The sequence below is a fragment of the Streptomyces sp. DS1-CR2 genome, from assembly GCF_055760475.1.
This window is the reverse complement of sequence record NZ_CM147085.1, coordinates 6,558,532-6,575,091: the sequence shown is the minus strand read 5'-3', so window position 1 is coordinate 6,575,091 and position 16,560 is coordinate 6,558,532. Positions and strand designations below refer to the sequence as shown.

6 protein-coding genes are annotated in these 16,560 nt (G+C 69.9%); 2 read left to right on the top strand and 4 right to left on the bottom strand.

The features are described 5' to 3' along the window. Window positions 1–374 precede the first annotated feature (374 nt). Window positions 375–4,184, top strand: coding sequence for a GH92 family glycosyl hydrolase (locus ACY0PA_RS31115; protein WP_473080814.1), 3,810 nt, complete (start codon window positions 375–377; stop codon window positions 4,182–4,184). A 243-nt stretch (window positions 4,185–4,427) separates the two neighbouring features. On the opposite strand, the gene ACY0PA_RS31110 is transcribed toward ACY0PA_RS31115, so the two are convergent. The 4 genes from ACY0PA_RS31110 to acnA form a co-directional block, all read right to left on the bottom strand. Beyond that, the gene (locus ACY0PA_RS31110) at window positions 4,428–5,996 is read right to left on the bottom strand and encodes an ABC transporter substrate-binding protein (protein WP_473080813.1); all 1,569 of its coding nucleotides are present in this window, start codon (window positions 5,994–5,996) and stop codon (window positions 4,428–4,430) included. Beyond that, window positions 5,993–8,173, bottom strand: coding sequence for an ATP-binding protein (locus ACY0PA_RS31105; protein ID WP_473080812.1), 2,181 nt, complete (start codon window positions 8,171–8,173; stop codon window positions 5,993–5,995). The genes ACY0PA_RS31110 and ACY0PA_RS31105 overlap by 4 nt, the downstream gene beginning before the upstream one ends. Window positions 8,174–8,415: 242 nt before the next feature. Further along, complete coding sequence (locus ACY0PA_RS31100; RefSeq protein WP_473080811.1) at window positions 8,416–11,607, bottom strand: NACHT domain-containing protein; 3,192 nt, start codon at window positions 11,605–11,607, stop codon at window positions 8,416–8,418. A 350-nt stretch (window positions 11,608–11,957) separates the two neighbouring features. Continuing rightward, on the bottom strand, window positions 11,958–14,675 hold the full coding sequence (gene acnA / locus ACY0PA_RS31095; protein ID WP_473080810.1) for an aconitate hydratase AcnA: 2,718 nt from the start codon (window positions 14,673–14,675) through the stop codon (window positions 11,958–11,960). Between the two features lie 333 nt (window positions 14,676–15,008). Between acnA and ACY0PA_RS31090 the strand changes: the two genes are divergently transcribed. Beyond that, window positions 15,009–16,538: a helix-turn-helix domain-containing protein gene (locus tag ACY0PA_RS31090; protein ID WP_473080809.1), complete on the top strand. Its 1,530-nt coding sequence runs from the start codon at window positions 15,009–15,011 to the stop codon at window positions 16,536–16,538. The last annotated feature ends 22 nt before the right edge of the window (window positions 16,539–16,560 follow it).

Here is a 16,560-nt window from a genome sequence, read left to right as displayed (position 1 = left end):
GAAACACAGGCCGACGGCGCTCCGATACGCGCCTCACCGTTTCCCCCATCCCCCGCGCTGTCCGCGGCCGGTGGAAACGGCTGAGCAGACGCCGACAGGTATAGTCCACTTCACGTCAACTGGGCAAGATCGAGTGCAGGTTTGGACGGCGTTCTTTCCCGAGTTGAGACCTCTCGGATATATGAGGCACCCATGAGCGGCCATGCGTGCCGGGCGACCGATGACCTCGCTTAATGGATGGTCGCGCCAGTCTTCTCGTCCCGCGCGCCGCACACGCCGATCCCAACACCTTGACACCACAGGCGACTTACCTCCCTACTGGACCCTGCGCTGCGAACTGACAACGTTGTCTCGCGCCGGGAGGGTGCACGCGAATGGACGGCAGATCCAGACACAGACTCAAGGCCACGGCCGCCCTGGGGGCGGCCTCACTCGCGCTCGTCGCCGCCGGTCAGGGAGCGTCCGCCGCGTCCCCCGGCCAACAGCCCCGCGCCGAGCGCGAGTTCAGCTCCTCGTTCGAAACGGGCGATCCCGCCCCCACCTGGCTGAACACCGTGGATACCGCCGCGGACGGCACGAAGCGGTCGTCCGGGGTCGACGGCGGCGACAGCGGCGGATTTCCGGGCAATGTCAACAGCCATGTCACGGAGGTCCGCGCCAGCGACGAGAACGCGGGCGGCGGTGAGACCAAGGAGAACCTCCTCGACGGCGAGTCGAGCACCAAGTGGCTCTCCTTCGAGCCGACGGCCTGGGTCGAGTACGACCTGGACGCACCGGCCAAGATCACGACGTACGCCCTGACGTCGGCCAACGACCACGCCGAACGCGACCCGAAGGACTGGACCCTCAAGGGTTCCACCGACGGCAAGGAGTGGACGACGCTCGACACCCGCACAGGGGAGAGCTTCGCCGACCGCTTCCAGACCAAGAAGTACGACCTCCAGAACCCGGCCGAGTACCAGCACTTCCGGATCGAGTTCACCAAGAACAACGGCGCGGGCGACGCCACGCAGCTCGCCGACCTCCAGCTGGCCACCGCCGACACCGGCTCGCCCACGCCCGACGACATGCTGTCCCTCGTGGACAAGGGCCCCAGCGGCTCCCCCACCGCGAAGGCGGGCGCGGGCTTCACCGGCAAGAAGGCCCTGCGCTACGCGGGCACGCACAAGGCCGACTCGCGCGCGTACTCGTACAACAAGGTCTTCGACGTCGACGTGGCCGTCGCCCGTGACACGGAGCTCTCGTACAAGATCTTCCCGTCGATGGCGGACGGCGACCGCGACTACGACGCCACGAACGTCTCCGTGGACCTCGCCTTCACCGACGGCACCTATCTGAGCGACCTGAAGGCCACCGACAGCAACGGCGGGCTGCTGACGCCGCAGGGGCAGGGCGCGGCCAAGCGGCTCTACGTCAACCAGTGGAACGCCGTCGCCTCCTCCATCGGCTCGGTCGCGGCCGGCAAGACCGTCGACCGGATCCTGGTGGCGTACGACTCGCCGAAGGGCCCGGCGAAGTTCCGCGGCTGGGTCGACGACATCGCGCTGAAGGCCGCGAAGCCGGAGCCGCCGAAGGCGCATCTGTCGGACTACGCGGTCACGACCCGCGGCACGAACTCCAGCGGCGGCTTCTCGCGTGGCAACACGTTCCCGGCCACCGCGGTCCCCCATGGCTTCAACTTCTGGACGCCGGTGACCAACGCCGGCTCGCTCAGCTGGCTCTACGACTACAGCCGCGACAACAACGCGGACAACCTGCCGACGATGGAGGCGTTCAGCGCCAGCCATGAGCCCAGCCCCTGGATGGGCGACCGGCAGACGTTCCAGATGATGCCGTCGGCGGCGTCCGGCACCCCGGACACCTCCCGTACCGGCCGTGCGCTGCCGTTCAAGCACGAGAACGAGACGGCCCGCCCCTACTACTACGGGGTGCGCTTCGAGAACGGCCTCAAGGCCGAGATGACGCCGACCGACCACGCGGCGATGCTGCGCTTCACCTACCCCGGTGACGACGCGAGCGTGATCTTCGACAACGTCTCCGACCAGGCGGGCCTCACGCTCGACAAGGACAAGGGCATCGTCACCGGCTACTCGGACGTGAAGTCCGGGCTCTCCGCGGGCGCGACCCGGCTCTTCGTCTACGGCGTCTTCGACACCCCGGTCACCGGCGGCGACTCCGCCGGCGCCAAGGGCTACCTCCGCTTCAAGCCGGGCGCCGACAAGGCGGTCACCCTGCGTCTCGCGACGTCCCTGATCGGCATCGACCAGGCCAAGGCGAACCTCGCGCAGGAGCTGCCGTCCGGCTCGTCGTTCACGTCCGTACGGGACAGCGCCCGCGCGCAGTGGGACAAGCTCCTCGGCAAGGTCGAGGTGGAGGGCGCCACGGCCGACCAGCGCACCACGCTCTACTCGTCCCTGTACCGGCTGTACCTGTATCCCAACTCCGGCTTCGAGAAGGTCGGTTCTACGTACCAGTACGCGTCGCCGTTCTCGCCGATGCCGGGCCCGGACACCCCGACCCACACCGGCGCGAAGATCGTCGACGGCAAGCCGTACGTCAACAACGGCTTCTGGGACACGTACCGCACGACCTGGCCGGCCTACTCGCTCCTGACGCCCAAGAAGGCGGGCGAGCTCGTCGACGGGTTCGTGCAGCAGTACAAGGACGGCGGCTGGATCTCGCGCTGGTCGTCGCCGGGCTACGCGGACCTGATGACCGGCACGTCGTCGGACGTGGCGTTCGCCGACGCGTACGCCAAGGGCGTCAAGTTCGACGCCGAGGCGGCGTACAAGGCGGCCCTGAAGAACGCGAGCGTCGTGCCGCCCGCGGCCGGCGTCGGCCGCAAGGGCATGCAGACGTCGCCGTTCCTCGGCTACACGAGCACGGACACCCACGAGGGTCTGTCCTGGGCGCTTGAGGGATACCTCAACGACTACGGCATCGCGCAGATGGGCCAGGCCCTCTACAAGAAGACCGGTGAGAAGCACTACAAGGAGGAGTCGGAGTACTTCCTCAACCGGGCCCGCGACTACGTGAACATGTTCGACCCCAAGGCGGGCTTCTTCCAGGGCAAGAGCGAGAAGGGCGACTGGCGCGTCGAGTCGTCGAAGTTCGACCCGCGCATCTGGGGCTACGACTACACGGAGACCAACGCCTGGGGCTATGCCTTCACCGCCCCGCAGGACTCGCGCGGGCTCGCCAACCTCTACGGCGGCCGCGACGGCCTCGCCAAGAAGCTCGACACGTTCTTCGCCACCCCGGAGACGGCGACGAACGACGTCGCGGGCTCGTACGGCGGCGTCATCCACGAGATGACGGAGGCGCGTGACGTCCGGATGGGCATGTACGGCCACTCGAACCAGGTGGCGCACCACATCACGTACATGTACGACGCGGCGGGCCGGCCGTCCAAGACGCAGGAGAAGGTCCGCGAGGTCCTCTCCCGCCTCTACACGGGCAGCGAGATCGGCCAGGGCTACCACGGCGACGAGGACAACGGCGAGCAGTCGGCCTGGTACCTCTTCTCCTCGCTCGGCTTCTACCCGCTGGTCATGGGCAGCGGCGAGTACGCCATCGGCTCCCCGCAGTTCACGAAGATGACGCTGCACCTGGAGAACGGCAAGGACCTCCTCGTCAAGGCTCCCAAGAACAGCGCGAAGAACATCTATGTGCAGGGCCTGAAGGTCAACGGCAAGAACTGGACGTCGACGTCGCTGCCGCACTCGGTCGTCGCGAAGGGCGGAGTCCTGGAGTTCGCGATGGGCCCGAAGCCGTCGAAGTGGGGCACGGGCAAGAACGCGGCGCCGGTCTCGATCACGCAGGACGACAAGGTGCCGTCGCCGCGCAAGGACGCCATCACGGGTTCGGGCCCGCTGTTCGACAACTCCTCGGCGACGAGCGCGAGTTCGGAGTCGGTGGAGCTGCCGGTCGGCACTGACGGCGCGAAGGCCGTGCAGTACACGCTGACGTCGGACGACAGGGCGAAGGCCCCGGCGGGCTGGAAGCTGGAGGCCTCGGCCGACGGCTCGTCGTGGAAGACGCTGGACCAGCGGTCCGGCGAGTCCTTCTCCTGGGACAAGCAGACGCGGGCGTTCTCGGTGGGCGAGCCGGGCACGTACAAGCACTACCGGCTGGTGTTCGCCGGTGGGGCCGCGACGGTGGCGGAGGTGGAGCTGCTGTCGTGACGGAGTGAGTGACTCGCTCAACGGGCGGTGCGGGACCGGGAGTTGCCGGTCCCGCCCCGCCCGCCGTCGTGGGGTCAGCGCGGCTCGCGCAGGCCTGCGACGAGGAGCCCGACCAGCCGGCGCGCGTCGTAGCGGGGCGCTCTCGGCGCCGATGCAGAGCAAGTGAAGAAGGAGGCGAGGACTGCGTCGTCCAAACGAAAGGCCCTGGCTCCGCGCCATGGCCCGCGGCGCGACTGACGCGGCTCAGGAAGGGCAGGCGCCCGCCTTGTCGCCGCGGTAAGTGCGGTACAGCGGAGGCGACTTCGCGGATGTGGACGGGAACTCGACGATCGGGACGGGCTTGCAGAGCGCCCACTGGTTGTTCTCGCCCGGGCCCGTGAAGCCGTACGTGCCGCCGGCGCCCACCAGGCAGCCGGCGCAGTCGTTTCCGTCGATGGTCGAGATGGTCAGCGTGCTGTACACGTCCTTGGCCGTGGGGAGCCGGGCGGGCTCCCGGGTCTGCGTCCCGCCCTCGTTGACCTCGCTGTACGTGCGGTCCACCGCGCCGGTGAGCAGGGTGAAGCCGTCGTAGTACATCGCCGCGTAGCCGTCGGAGAGCGGCGACGACCCCACACCGTAGGCCTTGTCGATCTTCTGGAAGCGGGCCAGGAAGGCGGCGGAGCCGCGGGGCGGGGAGTTCTCGCCCTTCGCCCAGTCGGGGTCGTAGGCGGAGGCGTCCACGATCGTCGTGTTGGTGGTGTGCAGGCTGCGCACGGTGGACGAGGTGGTGAGGGTGGGCTCCAGGCCGATGCCGATCTTCAGGATCCGCAGCTGCTGACTCCGATCACAACTGCCCTCGTCCGCGAGGCGGTTGATGAACGCGGGCAGGTCCTGGTCCCGGCCCGCGAAGAAGACCGTGTCCGCCTTGTCGCGGCATATCTTCTCGGCCGCGTCGGCGAACCGCCGCGGGATGCCCTGGTCGTCGCCGGACGAGCCGATGAAGTGGGAGTTGTTGGTGTCCAGGTCGTAGGCGGTGCCGAAGCGTTTCTTGAAGACGGCCCGCAGGTCCTGCGAGTAGACGTCGTCCTCGCGGCTGTCCCAGACAAGGAAGCCGCGGCTCTTGCCGGGGTGTTCTTTCAGGTACTCGCCGAGGGCCTGGGCGAACTGCTCGTTGTTGGGGGACGTCTTGAAGAAGTAGCGGGAGTTCATCGAGGCCGCGGTGATCACGGGGCCCACGGTGGGAATGGAGCGGCGGGAGAGTTCGGCGACCGCCTTGCGGGTGTGGATCGTGCTGCTGGGGATGCCGGTCACACCGACCAGTGGTGCTTCCTCGTCCCGGGTCAGTTCGCCGAGCCGGTCGACGACGTCCTGCCACTGGTCGAGGTCGCGGCCGTCGGGGGCGAGGAGCAGCTGGTAGTGGGGGCCACTGGCGCTGTTCGCCTGCTGCTGCGCCGCGAGCGCGCCGGCCAGAGCGCGCCGGATCATCTCGCGGGTCATCGCGCTGGTGGAGTCCGAGGTGAACGGCATCATCAGCGCGATCCGTGCGTACGGGATGCGGGTCGACTGGCCCTGCGGGTCGTCCCATTGGCGCTTCACGCGCGCGTTTTCGTCCGCCACGGCGCGGAGCAGGCTGTCGACGGTGTCGTCGCCCGTCTCGAAGGCCCGGTCGGTGACGCCGACGCAGTCGTCCCCGCGCTTGTCCATGCCGTCGCCGCACGGTCCGGGGCGGGTCTGCTGCCACGCGGCGAAGCCACCGATCAGGACGAGTACGACGACCAGGGCGACGCACCAATCCAGCGGACCCCACTCCTTGGGTCGGCCACTGAACATCATGATCCTTCGATGGCGGGGATGGGCAGGGGTTGTCGTTTGCGGGCGGCGGGCGGCCAGTCGCGGGCGGCCCTGCCGAGCGCCGCGTACCACGTGGGGTGGCGCCGGGAGAGGAAGCCCAGTTCGTCGCCGACCGCCTGGCACAGGGTCTCGGCGTCGGGGTCGATGGCCGCGTCGGCGTACGGCTCGGACAGGTACCACAGGGCGTGCAGCAGGCGGTTGATGCCACGGCCCGCCTCGTCGAGGTGGGTGTAGCGGGAGGCGTGCTCGCCGAGCGCGATCTGTACGCGCTCGTCGGTCCAGGGGGCGGCGCCGTCCGGTGCGCTGCCGGCGGGCGGGGTCGGGGCCGAGGCACAGCGCCGCAGGCAGAGCAGCCAGTGCTCGACGCTCTGCTCGGCCTCCTCGGCGTCGAACTCGTCGGCCAGCATGTCCACGACCTGCGCCGCGTTCCCGGTGGCCAGGCTGTGCCGCAGCGCGTCGGCCTCCTCGGTGTCGGCGCGCTGTACGTGATGCAGGTGCAGGAAGCGGTGGATCTGGTGCCAGCTGTGCGGCTCACCCGCCGGGGGCGAGGTGCGGCGTGCCTCGTGGACGAGGAGCGTCTGCAGCAACGCGTGGTCCACCAAGGGCACTTCGGGGGGTACGGGGCGCTGCCAGTGGCGCTCGACGAGGTACTGGGCCGCCGCGTTCACGGGCAGTTGCTCCGGGCCGTCCAGGGCCAGGTCCTCGGCGAGCGCCGCCGCGGCCTGGTGGTCTCTGGCCAGACACAGCACGACCAGGCGGTCGCGCTGGCGGCGGTCGGGCAGCAGGTCCTCCAGGAGAACCTGAGTGACGGGCCGCCCGCTCTCCGTCTCCAGGTCGAGCAGGTCCTTGGGCGTGACGGTGCGGCGCTCCCCCGCGGCGTGCACCACCGCGTCGCAGAGCAGCTTTCCGGCCAGCGGGTGCCCACCGGTCAGGGCGTGCAGTGCGGAGGCCAGGTGGGGGTGGAGCAGCCGGGAGGAGGCCCGGTCGAGCATGGCCAGGACGTCGTCGCGGCCGAGCGGGGTGAGCGGCACGACGAGCAGACCGGCCGACGGGTCGTGGCCGGTGCGCTGCCAGACCTGTGCGGCGTGGTCGCCCTGCGGGCCGCCCGCAGGGGGCAGCAGGTCGGCGAGTTCCCTGCGTACGGCGTGCGGGGCCTCGTCCTCGGGGAGGTCGCCGAGGCGGGCGGCGACGACGGTGATGCGGTCGCGGCGGCCGGGCCGCTGCGGCGCGGCGCGGTGTTCGAGGAGCAGGTCCAGGAAGCGCTGCCCTGCGGGGGTGTGCGCCTCGTCGAGCAGGATGAGTGGCCAGGGGTCGCGGTTCAGGAGGTGCACCCAGCCATAGGCCGCGCCGACTTCCTCAAGGAAGGCCGCCATGAGGTCGGACTCGACGGCGCGCCGGTAGTCGCCGCCGCGGTGGAAGCGGCGGCCGAGCTGCACCAGCGGGTCCCGGCCGCCGTCGGCACCCTCCGCACCGTCGGCGCCTGCGGCATCGTCGGCGAGTGGGTGCCGCTTGGCGTACCACTGGCGGGCTGCGCCCGCGGGGCGCAGCGTGTCGAGTTCGCGCAGGACGGCCCGGGTGACCGGCAGGGAGTCGGCCTCCTCGGCGGCGTCGGCCGCGCCGTCGGCGTGCGCCGCGATGGACGCCTCCACCTGCGCGGACCACTCGCGCGCCACGTCGCGCTCGTCGCCGGTGCGCAGGCCGCAGGCGATCAGCAGGCGGGCGTGGCGAGCGCAGAGGGCGTCCCGCTCCTCGACGTCTCCCGCGTGCCAGCCGGAGACGGCGAACAGGCCGGGGACCAGCACGGGGAACCGGGCGAGCGAGGGGGTGAACGCGCACACCAATCGCTCGAGGATCTCCACCAGGTCGGCGGCGCGGGCCGGTTCGGGACCGCCCGCCGGGGCGGGCCGTGCGGCGTCCGGTGCGGCGGTGGTGCCCGCGGGCACCACGCGTACATGGGCGAGGGAGAGTCTGCGGTGGTAGTGCCGGGCGAGCCCGTCGAGGACGGCGCTGCGGCCCATGCCGTGCTGACCAGTGATCAGGACGACGGGCACATCGTCGCCGAACTCCCGCTTTCTGCGGGCCCGTTCGTCGTAGGCGAGGCCGGTGAGGGCAGGGACGAGGGAACGCACCAAGGGGTCGCGCGCGTACAGAAATGGCACTGGCGACCTGCCCATCAGAAGTGTCCCGGTTCCCCTCGGTGTGCACAACTGCCTCTCGTACCACCGAACTTACCTGTGCGGTGGATCTCTCGCCAGAGGATCACGCGGGCGGTCGCGGCCCGGCAGGCAGGGCAGTCGCCAAGGCAGTGCGTCAAGGCAGTGCGTCAAGGCAGTGCGTCAAGGCAGTGCGTCAAGGCAGTGCGTCAGGGCAGTGCGTCAAGGCAGTGCGTCAGGGCAGGGCGTCAGGGATGCGGATATATCTCCAGGTCGACTCCGGCGGGCAGTTCCTCGGCCGCGCTCACGTTGCGCGCATAGGCGAGCCGCACCCGGCGCAGCGCGCTCATGCCCTTCAGCGGCGCCAGGTCTATGTCGGTGCCCTGGGTGAGGTGTAGCTCCGTCAGGCCAGGCAGCCAGCGGGCGATACGCCGCAGCGACACGGGGGACCCGGGTTTCGCGTACACGTAGAGCTGGGTGACCGCGGAGATCTGGGCGCGCTGGCCGAACAGCAGCACGCTCAGCTGCTCCGGCGACACGGTCAGCGTGCGCAGCGTCGTCAGGGTGGCGAGGGTCTTGCCCCAGTCGTCGGGGAGCAGCTTGTCGCCGGCCTCGTGCAGGCGCAGTTCCCGCAGGCCTGTGCAGCGGGCGAGCTCGGCCAGCTCCACGGTGCCCGGGGGCAGCGCGAGGACCCGAAGCCGGTCGAGGAAGGGCAGTTCGGCGAGGCCGCGCCAGGGTACTTGGGGCCCCAGGTGCAGGGCGTCAAGGCCGGGGCAGCCCGCCAGGTCGGACAGCGCCTCGAACTGCGGCAGGTCGGCGAGGGTGAGGCTGCGCAGCCGTGGCAGCCGGGTGAGCGGGGCGGGATCCGTGAGGTTGCGGCAGCCCTGCAGGGTGAGCGCTTCCAGGGCGCCGAAGTCGTCGAGCAGCGTCAGGTCGCGCAGCTGCCGGGCGCCGCGCAGTCGCAGTTCGCGCAGCCGGCCCGGATCGAGGGCTGCTCGGATGGCCTCGGGGTCGAAGTCGCCGTGGATACCCACTCGTTCGCAGCCCGGCATGGCGGCGAGGGCGGCGAGCTCGGCCGCCGAGCGCACGGTGACGGACTCGGCCGGGGAGGTGGCGAGCAGTGGCCGGATGATCTCCTCGGCGTAGGTGTCGGTGTCGAACCGGTCCCAGTGACCGAGGAGTTGAGCGCGTACGGCCGACTGACGGGTGTCGAGGAACTCGCGCAGCCGGGGGATGGCGGAGTCCCCGCCGATCTGGCAGATGGCGTGGACCGTGGCGAGTTCCTCATCGCTGTCGAGTGTCTCGGCGCGCGGCAACAGGCCGAGCAGGAGGGGCCCGGTGCGGGCGAGAACCCGGGCCTGGCGCAGGCTGCGCGGTGGCAGCATGCGCGCGGCCTCGGCCTCGATGGTCTGCCGCACGGCGGGCTGCAGACGGGTCGCCTGCTCCAGGGAGGCGAGGGCGAGGAGACGTAACCGGGCCCGGACGGTGTCGTCCTTCTCGCGGTTGCCGCGGTCGCTCAGCCGCATCAGCAGATCGGCGCGCCCGTTGTGGTCGGCCTGCGCGACGGCCATCTGGACCACGTCCTCCCATTGATCGACATGAGCGTTCCTCACCAGCATGCCGAAGTCACGCTCCTCCAATACAGCCTTGGCGCCCAGGTAGTCCTGAAACGTGCGATGGATGAAGTCGACGGCGCCCGCGACGGGTTCGCGCAGCAGCCCGGAGCGTTCGAGCAGGTACTGGAGGGCGTCCTCGGGTTCTCCGAGGCTGTCCAGGCTGGGTACTTGGGGCTGGAGGCGGCGCACCACGTCCACGGCGTCGTCCCGCTCGATCTGGGTGCGCTCGTTACGGATCAGCCAGTACGCGAGGCGCTTGAGAGGCTCGGTGGCGGCCTCCTCGTCCAGCTCGGGTCCGCCGCCGCGGCCGTACAACTCCCTTTCCATGTCGCGCCGTTCGAGCAGCATGGACAGCGCGGCCTTGTAGAGGGCGGCGCGGCCGCGCGGCAGGAATCCGCGGCGCTCGCGGTGCAGGGCGCAGATCAGGCTGCACATCAGCGGGTTGGTGGCGAGCCTGCTCAGGCCGGGGCTCGCGCGCAGCGCCTGGATCAGCTCGTCGCCGAGTCCCGGGCGCGCGCCGGCCGCCTCGTGCCAGCGGCCGATGAAGCGGCGCAGGTCGGCGGGGCGCAGCGCGTCGAGGGTGAACTCGTGGAAGTCCTCCCGTCGCAGCCAGCCGGGGCCGAGTGCGGAAGGGCGGGTGGTGGCCAGCCACAGGTTGCCGGGGAAGATGCCGAGGAGCTCGCGCAGCCAGTTCCGGGTGCGGGTGCGGTCGGCCTTGGGGATCTCGTCCAGGCCGTCGATGAGGATCAGGCCGCGGCCGTTCTGCAGCACGCGGGTGGCCCAGCCGTCGGGTTCGGTGCCGACCAGCGGGCAGTCCATCCAGCGCAGGAAGTCGTCGGGCAGCGGGAGCCCGGCGCCTTCGCGGGCGAGGTTGCGCAGCGGGAGCACGAAGGGGACGCGGCCCAGGAGCTGCGGCAGGTTCCCGGGCACGCTGTCCTGCCGTGCGGTGGTGAGCGCGAGCCACTGCACGAGGGTCGTCTTGCCGGTGCCGGCCAAGCCGTGCAGCAGGACGCGGCCGCGGGTGGCGAGGGCTTCCTCGACGCTCTCCTCCAGGCCGCTCTCCGGCTCGTCGTCGGGATCGTCGGACTCGCTGCCGGGAGCCGGGGCGGCGACGGCGCGCAGACTCAAGTAGGCGGTGTCCAGGGGCCATTCAAGGCCTCCGGGGTCGCGCAGGTCGACCCCGTAGATGGTGAGGGTGCCGTGCCGCCGGACGACGTACTGCGCGTAACTCTCCTCGAACCGGCCGTCGAGGGCGGCCCGGTCGTCGCCCGACACCCTGCGCAACACGACCTCCAGCGTCCGGTGGACATCGCGCAGTTCGCGGGCGTCCGCGAGCCGCGCCCGCGCGTCGAACCCCGGCCGCTGTGTGAAGAGCCGCACCAGGTGCACACAGGCCGTCTCCAGGAGGCGGTCGTGGAAGAGGGCCGCGTCCCGGGTGAGGAGCCGGCGGGTGTCGGGGCCGGCCTGCCGGGACAGTGCGGCGGCCAGCTTCTCGGGCCCCATGAGGAAGATCTGTACGTCGTCCATGTCCAGCTCGCCGAAGGCGAACAGGGTCCGGGTCAGTGCCTGGCCGACGGCGTCGTGCTCGTCGTCCTCGACGGGCCGCTCGTGGGGACCGGCCGCGCGCACCGCACGCCGCACCAGCTCACGGGCGAGCCGGTGCAGATCGTCCCGGCTGACGGTGGGGTGGTCCCCCACGAAGGACAGCATGCCCTGGATGCGCACGGGCCGTTCGGCGAACTCGGCTCCCGGGGCCTTGGGCGGGGGCAGGACGAGCCGCTTCAGCAACGGCACCACCACCGCGGACGCGATCCGCAGTCCCACTGTGCCCGGATCCACTGGCCACCCCCGTCGTCGTACGTCCCTGGGTGCACACGCACGCCGTCCACCATAGGGCGCGCGTCAGTTGTGGTGCGGCGACGTCAGACAGTGCTGGCGCAAACCGCTCGGCCGACACCGGCGAAGAGGGCGGACCTGACCGGCAGCCGGGGGCAACATCAAACCCCTTGCGTACGAACGCCGTCGGCGTCGGAGAGCAACAGCCACGCCGCCACCGCGCCAAGACCAGGCACACCCCCCGCGAGCCCCCAAAGCAGCGTTCCACATGCAGCAGTGGCCGCCACCCCGTGAGGGGCGGCGGCCACAAAACCTGGGCACTCATGCCCAGGGGCACATCACTTGCGGATCAGGCTGCGGAGCACGTACTGCATGATGCCGCCGTTGCGGTAGTAGTCCGCCTCACCGGGGGTGTCGATGCGGACGACCGCGTCGAACTCCACACCGGTGTCGGTGGTGACCTTGACCGTGCGCGGCGTGGTGCCGTTGTTGAGCTCCTCGACGCCGGTGAAGGAGAAGGTCTCCTCGCCGGTCAGGCCGAGGGTCTCGGCCGAGGCGCCCTCCGGGAACTGGAGCGGCAGGACGCCCATGCCGATGAGGTTCGAGCGGTGGATGCGCTCGTACGACTCGGCGATGACGGCCTTGACGCCCAGGAGCGCGGTGCCCTTGGCGGCCCAGTCACGGGACGAGCCCGAGCCGTACTCCTTGCCGGCCAGGATGGCCAGCGGGGTGCCCTGCTCGATGTAGTTGCGCGAGGCGTCGTAGATGAAGGAGACGGGGGCGCCGTCCTTCGTGAAGTCGCGGGTGTAGCCGCCCTCGGTGCCCGGCGCGATCTGGTTGCGCAGGCGGATGTTGGCGAACGTGCCGCGGATCATGACCTCGTGGTTGCCACGGCGCGAGCCGTAGGAGTTGAAGTCACGGCGCTCGACGCCGTGCTCCGTGAGGTACTTGCCGGCCGGGGTGTCGGCCTTGATCGCACCGGCCGGGGAGATGTGGTCGGTGGTGACCGAGTCGCCCAGCTTGGCGAGGACACGCGCGCCCGTGATGTCGGAGACCGGGGTGGTCTCCATCGTCATGCCCTCGAAGTACGGGGGCTTACGGACGTAGGTGGACTCGGAGTCCCACTCGAAGGTGTTGCCGGTCGGGATCGACAGGGCCTGCCACTGGGCGTCACCCGCGAAGACGTCCTGGTAGGACTTGTTGAACATGTCCTCGCCGATGGAGTTGGCGACGACGTCGTTGACCTCGGCCTCCGTCGGCCAGATGTCCGCGAGGTAGACCGGCTTGCCGTCCTGGTCGATGCCCAGGGCGTCCTTGGTGATGTCGACCTTCATCGAACCGGCGATGGCGTACGCGACGACCAGCGGCGGGGACGCCAGGTAGTTCATCTTGACGTCGGGGTTGATGCGGCCCTCGAAGTTGCGGTTGCCGGACAGGACCGACGTGACCGCCAGGTCGTGCTCGTTGACCGCCTTCGAGACCTCCTCGGGCAGCGGGCCCGAGTTGCCGATGCAGGTGGTGCAGCCGTAGCCGACGAGGTTGAAGCCGACCTTGTCCAGGTACGGCGTCAGACCGGCCTTGTCGAAGTAGTCGGTGACGACCTTCGAGCCCGGGGCGAGCGTGGTCTTGACCCACGGCTTGCGGGTCAGGCCCTTCTCGACGGCCTTCTTCGCGACGAGCGCGGCGGCGACCATCACGTACGGGTTCGACGTGTTGGTGCAGGACGTGATCGCGGCGACGGTGACGGCGCCGTGGTCGATCTCGTACGTCGAGCCGTCGGGGGCGGTCACCTGGACCGGCTTCGACGGGGCGCCGTTCGGGTGGTTCGCCGGGGCGTCGGAGGCCGGGAAGGACTCCTTGCCCGCCTCGTCGTCGTCGACGACGTAGTTGCGCACGTCGACGGCGAACTGCTGCGCGGCGTTCGCGAGGACGATGCGGTCCTGCGGGCGCTTCGGGCCGGCGATGGAGGGGACGACCGTGGAGAGGTCGAGCTCCAGCTTCTCGGAGAAGTCGGGCTCGGCGGCCGGGTCCAGCCAGAGGCCCTGCTCCTTGGCGTACGCCTCGACGAGCGCGACCTGCTGCTCGTCGCGGCCCGTCAGCTTCAGGTACTTCAGCGTCTCGTCGTCGATCGGGAAGATCGCGGCGGTGGAGCCGAACTCCGGCGACATGTTGCCGATGGTGGCGCGGTTCGCCAGGGAGGTGGCGGCGACGCCCTCACCGTAGAACTCGACGAACTTGCCGACGACACCGTGCTTGCGCAGCATCTCGGTGATCGTGAGCACGAGGTCCGTGGCGGTCGTGCCGGGCTTGAGCTCACCGGTGAGCTTGAAGCCGACAACGCGCGGGATGAGCATGGAGACCGGCTGGCCGAGCATCGCGGCCTCGGCCTCGATACCGCCGACGCCCCAGCCGAGGACGCCCAGACCGTTGACCATCGTGGTGTGCGAGTCGGTGCCGACGAGGGTGTCGGGGTAGGCCACACCGTTACGGACCATGACCGTGCGGGCCAGGTGCTCGATGTTGACCTGGTGGACGATGCCGGTACCCGGGGGGACGACCTTGAACTCGTCGAAGGCGGTCTGGCCCCAGCGCAGGAACTGGTAGCGCTCCTTGTTGCGGCCGTACTCCAGCTCGACGTTCTGACCGAAGGCGTCGGCGGTGCCGAACTTGTCGGCGATGACGGAGTGGTCGATGACCAGCTCGGCCGGGGCCAGCGGGTTGATCTTGGCCGGGTCGCCGCCGAGCTCCTTCACGGCCTCACGCATGGTGGCGAGGTCCACTACACAGGGCACACCGGTGAAGTCCTGCATGATCACGCGGGCGGGCGTGAACTGGATCTCCTGGGACGGCTGGGCCTGGGAGTCCCAGCTGCCGAGCGCACGGATGTGGTCGGCGGTGATGTTCGCGCCGTCCTCGGTGCGGAGCAGGTTCTCAAGGAGAACCTTCAGGCTGTAAGGGAGGCGCGCGGAGCCCTCGACCTTGTCCAGCTTGAAGATCTCGTAAGACTCGTCGCCCACGCGCAGCGTGCTGCGGGCGTCGAAGCTGTTCGCCGACACGACAGTCTCCTTCATATATGTGCGCGTTCCACCGCATCCTGCCGCCACGACGATTTCGCCGATCCGCTAAGGTAAGGCTAACTTAGGTAACCCTTACCGAGCATGGCGGCTGCGGTGCGCCTCTGCAGATATCTCGATGTCGAGATAACTCTAATACACGAGGCCGGACTGGTCATGCCCGGCCTTGGCCGAGCCGTCCCGCCGCGCCACCGGCGGACCGTCCCCCTCATCGTCCCGCACACGCGCTCGCGCGCCACCAGGGCCGATTGACGGCCCGTCACTCCAATGGGCCCCCCGGAATGCGGCATCTCATATCTGAGATAGCCTGCCGACATGGCAGACGACTACCTCGTACGCATCGGCAAGCTCATCCGTGACGCCCGTCAGCACCGGGGCTGGACACAGTCGCAGCTTGCCGAGGCGCTCGGTACCAGCCAGAGCGCCGTCAACCGCATCGAGCGCGGCAATCAGAACATCAGCCTTGAGATGATCGCCCGCATAGGCGAAGCGCTCGACAGTGAAATCGTCTCTCTCGGCTACTCGGGTCCGATGCACCTGCGCGTGGTCGGCGGCCGTCGCCTGTCCGGGTCGATCGACGTGAAGACGAGCAAGAACGCCTGCGTGGCGCTGCTGTGCGCCTCGCTCCTCAACCGGGGCCGCACCGTCCTGCGCCGCGTCGCCCACATCGAGGAGGTCTACCGCCTCCTCGAGGTCCTGAACTCCATCGGCGTCCGCACCCGGTGGATCAACGACGGCGTGGACCTGGAGATCGTGCCGCCGGCCGCCCTCGACATGGACGCCATCGACGCGGCCGCCGCCCGCCGCACGCGCTCGATCATCATGTTCCTCGGCCCGCTCCTGCACCGCCTCGACCACTTCAAGCTGCCGTACGCGGGCGGCTGCGACCTCGGCACCCGCACCATCGAGCCGCACATGATCGCGCTGCGCCGGTTCGGTCTGGACATCACGGCGACCGAGGGGCTGTACCACGCGCAGGTCGAGGCGGGCGTCTCCCCCGGCCGGCCGATCGTGCTGACCGAGCGCGGCGACACCGTGACCGAGAACGCGCTGCTCGCGGCCGCCCGCCACGATGGCGCCACCGTCATCCGCAACGCGTCCTCGAACTACATGGTCCAGGACCTCTGCTTCTTCCTGGAGGCCCTGGGCGTACGTGTCGAGGGCATCGGCACGACCACCCTCACCGTGCACGGCGTGCCGCAGATCGACGTCGACGTGGACTACTCGCCGTCCGAGGACCCGGTCGAGGCGATGAGCCTGCTTGCCGCCGCGATGGTCACCGAGTCCGAACTGACGGTGAAGCGGGTGCCGATCGAGTTCCTGGAGATCGAGCTCGCGGTCCTGGAGGAGATGGGCCTCGACCACGACCGTACGGCCGAGTACTTCGCGGACAACGGCCGCACGCGCCTGGTGGACCTCACCGTCCGGCCCTCCAAACTGCAGGCGCCGATCGACAAGATCCACCCGATGCCGTTCCCGGGGCTCAACATCGACAACGTGCCCTTCTTCGCGGCCATCGCCGCGGCGGCGCAGGGCCAGACCCTCATCCACGACTGGGTCTACGACAACCGCGCGATCTATCTCACCGACCTGAACCGGCTCGGCGGGCGCCTCCAGTTGCTCGACCCGCACCGCGTCCTCGTCGAGGGCCCGACGCGCTGGCGCGCCGCCGAGATGATGTGCCCGCCCGCGCTGCGCCCCGCCGTCGTCGTGCTCCTCGCGATGATGGCCGCCGAGGGCACGTCTGTGCTGCGCAACGTCTACGTCATCAACCGCGGCTACGAGGACCTGGCCGAGCGGCTCAACTCCGTTGGCGCGCAGATCGAGACGTTCCGGGACATCTGACTCGATTGACGCCGTTCAGGGC